Annotated in this window: 5 protein-coding genes; 4 read left to right on the forward strand and 1 reads right to left on the reverse strand. The window is 58.3% G+C overall.

All coding sequences use genetic code 11. The annotated features are described in order from the left end of the window. Positions 1 to 44: 44 nt before the first annotated feature. Complete coding sequence (locus HMPREF2527_RS03975; protein ID WP_070506529.1) at positions 45 to 1,616, forward strand: gluconolactonase; 1,572 nt, start codon at positions 45 to 47, stop codon at positions 1,614 to 1,616. A gap of 341 nt (positions 1,617 to 1,957) precedes the next feature. Continuing rightward, on the forward strand, positions 1,958 to 3,586 hold the full coding sequence (locus HMPREF2527_RS03980) for an S-layer homology domain-containing protein (RefSeq protein ID WP_070506532.1): 1,629 nt from the start codon (positions 1,958 to 1,960) through the stop codon (positions 3,584 to 3,586). Between the two features lie 119 nt (positions 3,587 to 3,705). On the opposite strand, the gene HMPREF2527_RS03985 is transcribed toward HMPREF2527_RS03980, so the two are convergent. Then, a complete protein-coding gene (locus HMPREF2527_RS03985) occupies positions 3,706 to 4,638 on the reverse strand; it encodes a Nif3-like dinuclear metal center hexameric protein (RefSeq protein WP_049341408.1) in 933 nt (310 codons plus the stop codon). A 98-nt stretch (positions 4,639 to 4,736) separates the two neighbouring features. On the opposite strand from HMPREF2527_RS03985, the gene msrA reads away from it, so the two are divergent. Together msrA and HMPREF2527_RS03995 are read left to right on the forward strand one after the other, a co-directional pair. Further along, positions 4,737 to 5,258, forward strand: coding sequence for a peptide-methionine (S)-S-oxide reductase MsrA (msrA, locus tag HMPREF2527_RS03990; RefSeq protein ID WP_049359950.1), 522 nt, complete (start codon positions 4,737 to 4,739; stop codon positions 5,256 to 5,258). A gap of 213 nt (positions 5,259 to 5,471) precedes the next feature. Further along, the gene (locus HMPREF2527_RS03995) at positions 5,472 to 6,236 is read left to right on the forward strand and encodes a DUF6318 family protein (RefSeq protein WP_044150517.1); all 765 of its coding nucleotides are present in this window, start codon (positions 5,472 to 5,474) and stop codon (positions 6,234 to 6,236) included. The last annotated feature ends 246 nt before the right edge of the window (positions 6,237 to 6,482 follow it).

A 6,482-nucleotide genomic window follows, 5' to 3' on the forward strand; every position in this document is an offset into this window, starting at 1 on the left:
CCCCCCCCCAGGACCCTGCGAGAAACAACTTTTAAGGATGTGTTATGTCCTCGCTTCCGAACTCTAAGTCCTCTTTCCTCCGCGCAGCTCAGAGCTGCGGCGCGTTGGCGTTGGCTAGTGCTATGGTTCTGCCGATGGCCCCGGCACTGGCTCAGAATGCGGCTCCTGCCGCTGATGCAGCCGTTGCCGCCGCTACCCCTCAGGCTGCTCACCAGGTCGCTGCGGCTACCCCGACCCTGGATGTATCCATCCCTGACGGTTACAAGTACGACGGCGTGAACCCCTTCCTCATCACGACCGAGGGCGGTACCGTTCATGTGAAGGGTACCGGCTACACCAAGGAGTGGCGTGCCCAGCACGGCACCGTGGCACTGTACATTGCCCCCGCGAACTACGCACCGTCCGGCTACGAGATTCCGACTTCGAAGATGCTGCGTTTTGTGGAGGGTCAGGACTTCACCATTGCCGATGACGGCACTTTTGAGGCTGACCTGAAGGTTGAGGCGTACGATCTTGCCGCCTACTACTTCGTTGATGACGACAACTTCCACGATCCGACCGGCGGCACCAAGTACGATGTCCGCTACGAGATTCACGTGGTTGCTGAGCAGAAGGACCAGAAGCCGCTGACCGCTCAGGAGCTGTGGGTCAGCAAGAACGTGGTGAGCACCCAGGTACTGAATACTATGGGTGAGAAGCCGGCGCCGTTCGCACCGCGCCTGGGTTACAACGGTGTGGCTGATCCCGCAAAATCGCAGGATTTGAACGTTGGCGCTCAGGGCTTCCACGGCGATATCCACTCCGTTAAGGGTGTCCAGTTCGTGGTTCGTGAGAAGGGCTCGAACACCCCGGTTCTGGCAACCAGCAACATCATCGAGTTTGACCACCCCACCGAGTCTTCGGCGTACCGTGACGGCAACCTGTACGGTAACGTGCATCTTCCGGCGAACACTCTGAATGCTTCGAAGAAGTACGTGATTGAGGTTTGGGCTAATGACGGTTACAGCGAGACGGGCGAGCTGCTCGCACCGGTCGTGGGCAAGTCCACCGAGGGCCGCGGTACCCTGCTCGCATGGCAGGACCTGGACCTGAACGGCACGAACGGTTACAAGGATGCGAACCTGCCCAACGCTCAGGATCCCAAGAAGGACGACGATCAGAAGCCTGCTCCTTCTGATGAGAAGCTGAAGACCCCCGCAACTCGCGGTGAGCTCGCGGCTGCCCTGTACATCCAGGCGGGCACCCCCGAGGTGAAGCTGCCTGAGACTTCCCCCTGGCCGGATGTGAAGACCGACGACCCGAACTTCCCGGCGTACGTGTGGGCTCGTCAGAAGGGTATTACCTTCGGCTGGTCGGACGGCAAGTTCCATGCTGATGCCGGCATTTCGAATGCTACCGTTGCGGCGTTCGCCTACCGTGCGGCTGGTTCTCCTGCGGTGACGGGCAACTCTCCCTACAGCGATGTGGCTCCGGGTTCGGCGTTCTACCGTGAGATTCTGTGGGCTCAGCAGAACAAGGTGGTGCTGAACGCTAGCGGCGCTTTTGACGCTCAGCACATGGTGACTCATGGTGAGCTGGAGACTCTGATTGAGGCGTTCCAGGCTCGCGCTAAGTAAGGTCGTTTAGCCCGCCCGCGTCCCCCTCGGGTTTTACCTTGAGGGCGAGTGCGGCGCATCGGATAGTTCTCTGAATCCCCCGTGTTCCCGAATGGTTTTCTGTTCGGGGGCGCGGGGTTCAGCTTTTAACAGCTACCGCGGTGTGAGATTTCTCGAAACCTTAAAGTATTCCTTGAGTGTTTCCTGACAATCGTTCAACGCTTTGATAGGGTGAGAATATCCCCGAAACCGAGGGGGATTTTCAACCACTTTTCTCATGGGGCGTGCGCAGATTCAACGGTAGATTCCCTACCTACCGGCGAGCTCGCGTAGCCCCGGAGAAACAACTTTAAGGATGTCTCATGTCCTCGCTTCCGAACTCTAAGTCTTCATTCTTCCACGCGGCCCGCAACTGTAGCGCGCTCGTACTGGCGAGCGCGATGGTCCTGCCGCTGACCCCGGCGTTAGCCCAGGACGCAGCGCCCACCGCAAACGCGCCCGTTGCTAACGCACCGACTGCCAATACCCCCACCCCTGCAACTCAGGACGTCGCGGATGAGCCGTCTTTCACCGTTGTCTATGAGGATTACTACTACCAGGACGGCCGTGACGTCTTCGAGCAAGAGGGCGACGGCCTGTACACCGGTGAGGACAGTAAAATTACGGTTCTGGGCACCGGCTTCACCAAGGAGTGGCGCAAGCAGCACGGCAAGGTAGTCATCTACATCGCGCCCGAGGAGAACGTCCCCTACAACGCCCATCAGGTGACCGATACCCTCTTGCGGTTTGAAGAGGGCAAGGACTTCACCATTGACGATGACGGCACCTTTGTCGCCCCGCTGAAGGTTGAAGCTAATACTTTGCCGAGTTACTACACCCTCACGGAGTATTTTCCGGATATGACTCTGGACAAGGTACGTTACGAGGTTGGCATCCTCGCCGAGTCCGAGGGCCAGCCGCAGTCAACCGTTCAGGATATCTGGGCTCGCAAGAACGTTGTGACGCATCACGGTCTGAGCACCAATGATTATCACTTCGACACCTTCGCACCTAAGTTGAAATACGACGCTTTGAAGGACACCACAAAGGATCAGGAGCTGCTGATTCAGGGTCAGGGCTTCGTAGGGACTGACATCCCCGGCGTTGAGGGCATGATGTACGTCATTCGCGAGAAGGGCACGGGTTCCCCCGTCCTGGTTATGAGCGAGATGAAGCGTTACGTCCACGGTGATGATGAATACGAGACGGGCCTGGAGGGAGGCTTCGCTTTCGTCAATCTCAAGATTCCCGCGAACACGCTGGATCCGTCCAAGCAGTACGTCATTGAGGCGTGGAGCGACTACGGTTACCCCAGCAAGACGGATAAGACTCTCATTACCCCGATGGTGGGTTTTGCCCCGGAGCACCGCGGCGTTCTTTTGGCGCACCAGGATTTGAAGTTTGAGGGTGTCCAGCGGTTCACGAATGCTTACGTACCCGTAGAGGAACGTATGTACTTTTCGACATCGCTGAACGACGAGGAACAGAAGCAGCCTGCCACCCGCGGTGAGCTGGTTTCCTCCCTTTATGAGATGAAGGGCAGCCCCAAGGTGGACCTTCCTGAAGTCTCCCCGTGGCCGGATGTGAAGACGGACGATCCGAACTACGCCGCCTACATTTGGGCTCGTGAAAAGGGTGTTACCTTCGGCGGACCTGACGGAAAGTTCCACGCGGAGGACGGTCTCACGAATGCAACCGTTGCCGCAATGATTTACCGTGCGTCTGGTTCACCGGAAGTATCGGGTGTTTCATCCTTCCCGGATGTTACGCCGGATTCCGCGTTCTACCGTGAGATTCTGTGGGCTACCCAGCAGAATGTTATTACTCCCGAGACTGGCATGTTTGAACCGAATCATGCTGTGACCCGCATTGAATTGGACTGGATGTTGTTCTATTACCGGCATCGCGTGATGAACCCTATCACTACTGGCCTGTATCGCATTGCTAACTAAGTAGGCCAGGCCGGTTCTAGCCCGGGCACCTCGTCACAACGGACGGGGTGCCCGGGCTCTTACGCACTGAGGGAATCCGCGCGGATTCTTCTAGAGTTCTCACCCCTAGAATTCTCGCCCTAGAGTTCCCACGCGGGGGCTGCGGCGGTGCTTGCCGAGTGCGCGTCATGACCGGTTGCCACGCCGGTGGAGACGGTGAAGTCCCACGGGTCGGTGTTGAGTGCAGACAGCTTCGTTTCGATGGTGAAGCCGCGCTCAGCGAGCAGGGCGCGCAGGCGGTTTGCCGCCGACTGCAGCCAGAGGGATTCGCTGGCGGCGTGGGAGCAATCAATCAGGGCGATGTTGCTACCGTCAACTCGTGCGGTTTCGCGGAATTCGCTAGCGGGGTGGTGGCGCAGGTCGGCGGTAATGTACACCTGCGCGTCGGTGGCGCGTACCGCGTCGAAGAGAGAGTCACCGGCACCACCGCAGAGGGCGACGCGGCGGATCGGCTGGTCGGCGCGTCCGGCGATGCGCAGGCCACCGGCGGTCGCGGGCAGTGCCGCAGCGAGGCGTTCTGCAAGCTCCTTGAGGGTGACTTCTTCGGGCAGGGTGCCGAGGCGACCGGTGCCTACCGCGTGTTCCTGCTCGTCGAGCACCTGGGTTTGCGCTTCGGTGAGCGGTTCGCGGTCAATCAGACCGATAGCGTCACAGAGTGCTTCGTTCACACCTTCGACGGCGGCATCGGCGTTGGTGTGCGCGCCGAGCAGGCCGCATCCGCCTTCGATGAGGGTGTGCAGAACGTTGCCCTTGTAGTCGCTGTCGGGGATGAACTTTGCGCCGCGGAGCAGCAGCGGGTGGTGGGTGATGAGTAGCTGCGCGCCTTCGGCTACGGCTTCTTCGGCGGTGGCGGTGAGGGCGTCTACTGCGAAGAGGACGGTGCTCACTTTGGCGGCGCCACGTCCGGCGACGAGGCCGGATGCGTCCCATCCGGCGGCGAGCTGCGGCGGGAAGAGCGTGTGGAAGGCGTCGACGACTTCTGCGAGGGTGGGGGTTTCTAGTTTTTCAGTCATACCTCTATTGTGGCAGGTGGCGCGGCGGCAGCTCAGGAATATTATGCGGCTCGGCGGTGTTCTTCAGGTAGTGTGGTTTTATAGTTCAAGGAGGAATCATGACTGATGTTGTTCTTGCCGGCGGCTGTTTCTGGTGCCTGGATGCGGTGTACCGCCAGTTCCGCGGGGTTGAGGCGAGCGTCTGCGGCTATACGGGCGGCGAGACTCCCGACCCTGATTATCGTTCGGTGTGTTCGGGTACGACCGGTCACCAGGAAGCGCTGAAGCTCAGCTTTGACCCGCAGGTGATTGACCTGGACACGGTGCTGGATATTTTCTTCACGAGCCACGATCCGACCAGCTGGGATCGTCAGGGTGCGGATACCGGTTCGCAGTACCGTTCGGTGCTTTTCTACGCGGATGAGCAGCAGCGTGAGGCATTTGAGCGTGCGGTGGCGCGTGCTCAGCAGCTGTACCCCTCCCCCATTGTTACGGAGATTAAGCCTCTGGGTGTGTTCTATGAGGCTGAGGATTATCACCAGAATTATTACGCGTTGAATCCGGCGCAGGGTTATTGTGCATTTGTGGTGAGCCCGAAGGTGGCTCACGCGCGCCGTAATTTTGCGCATCTGCTCCGTTAACTACTCTGCTAGCCGGTGGGCCCGGTTCAGCCGAGGCGTATTACGTTGTTCACCCCGTAGCTGTCTTTTGTTGTGTGGCAGCTATGGGGTGTCTTCATATGCGCCCGACTATTTGTTATTCGCCGGTGCTTTACGGTTGCTATAAGGTGCGCCCGGTATGATGGGGGTGTCGACTCACTCCCCACATCCGTTGACCTCACCGAAAGACTGCTGATGACTAGCCCCTCTTCTAAGCCCGTCGCCTTGAGCCGCCGCGCCGTGTTGGGTGCGGGCGGTGTTGGTCTTGCCGCTGTGTTGTCTGCGTGTGCGCGTACGGTGCATCCGCCGGTTGATGCTGCCACCTCTGAGTCAGCGAGCGCGAGCCCCTCTGCTTCGTCGACGTTGCCGTCTGCGAATAAGTCGTATAAGGGTAAGGTCACGTTCGATAACTTTGAGAAGAACGGCGAGTACGTTCCTGCCACGGCTGAGAAGAAGGCGCAGAACGTGCCCAAACCGCTCATGCCGGAGAAGGTGCAGGAGCTGAGCATTGACGGTATTTATGCGCTGATTGGCTATTGGATTTCTAGCTTTAATTATTTGGCGTTGACGGGTGATATTGAGCCGTTGAAGAAGACGGACCCGAGTAGCGAATACTATAAGGAGCTTGAGCCGATGGTTAAGCTCTATGAGACAGGGCGCGGCTGGATTTACGATACGAGCGAGCCGATGTCTGTGTACCTGATGACGGACACTCCCACGCAGGTTGAGGGCGACCGTATTCGTTATTTCTGGCGTGCTCGTTCTCTGGTTGACCAGAATGCGAAGAGGCATCTGACGGAGGGGGACAACCGCGATAAGTCGCTGGCTAGGGCAGAAGATTCTCAGGGGCAGGCGATGAGGATTGTTGTGGAGTATAAGGAGGGTGCTTGGTTTATGAGCACTCAGAAAGATAAGGATGCTGATAAGAGCACGGAGTCTGCGAGCCCCTCAGCGTCCTAGTGCACTAATTGCAGCTTTTTAGACCTTTCTTCGCAAAAGGATATAGGTAGTGGTATTTGATATCCATTCATGTGCTTAGGGTATAATGATGGTGTCAACTCACTCTATTTCCTTTGTTGACTTCTTTTGAAAGGCTGATTATGACGAGCCCTTCCCCCACCTCTGTTGGTATGTCCCGCCGCGTGGCACTGGGTGCAACCGGTGCCGGCGTACTGGCTGCATTGACTGCGTGCGCTAGCGATATTC

Origin of the sequence: Rothia sp. HMSC071B01 (assembly GCF_001808945.1) — a bacterium.
GTDB lineage: Bacteria > Actinomycetota > Actinomycetes > Actinomycetales > Micrococcaceae > Rothia.

Bases quoted from the DNA above. Each gene is read 5' to 3' on its own strand.
- HMPREF2527_RS03975 (WP_070506529.1), top strand. From the start codon at position 45: ATGTCCTCGCTTCCGAACTCTAAGTCCTCTTTCCTCCGCGCAGCTCAG.
- HMPREF2527_RS03995 (WP_044150517.1), top strand. From the start codon at position 5,472: ATGACTAGCCCCTCTTCTAAGCCCGTCGCCTTGAGCCGCCGCGCCGTG.
- HMPREF2527_RS03980 (WP_070506532.1), top strand. From the start codon at position 1,958: ATGTCCTCGCTTCCGAACTCTAAGTCTTCATTCTTCCACGCGGCCCGC.
- HMPREF2527_RS03985 (WP_049341408.1), bottom strand. From the start codon at position 4,638: ATGACTGAAAAACTAGAAACCCCCACCCTCGCAGAAGTCGTCGACGCC.
- msrA (WP_049359950.1), top strand. From the start codon at position 4,737: ATGACTGATGTTGTTCTTGCCGGCGGCTGTTTCTGGTGCCTGGATGCG.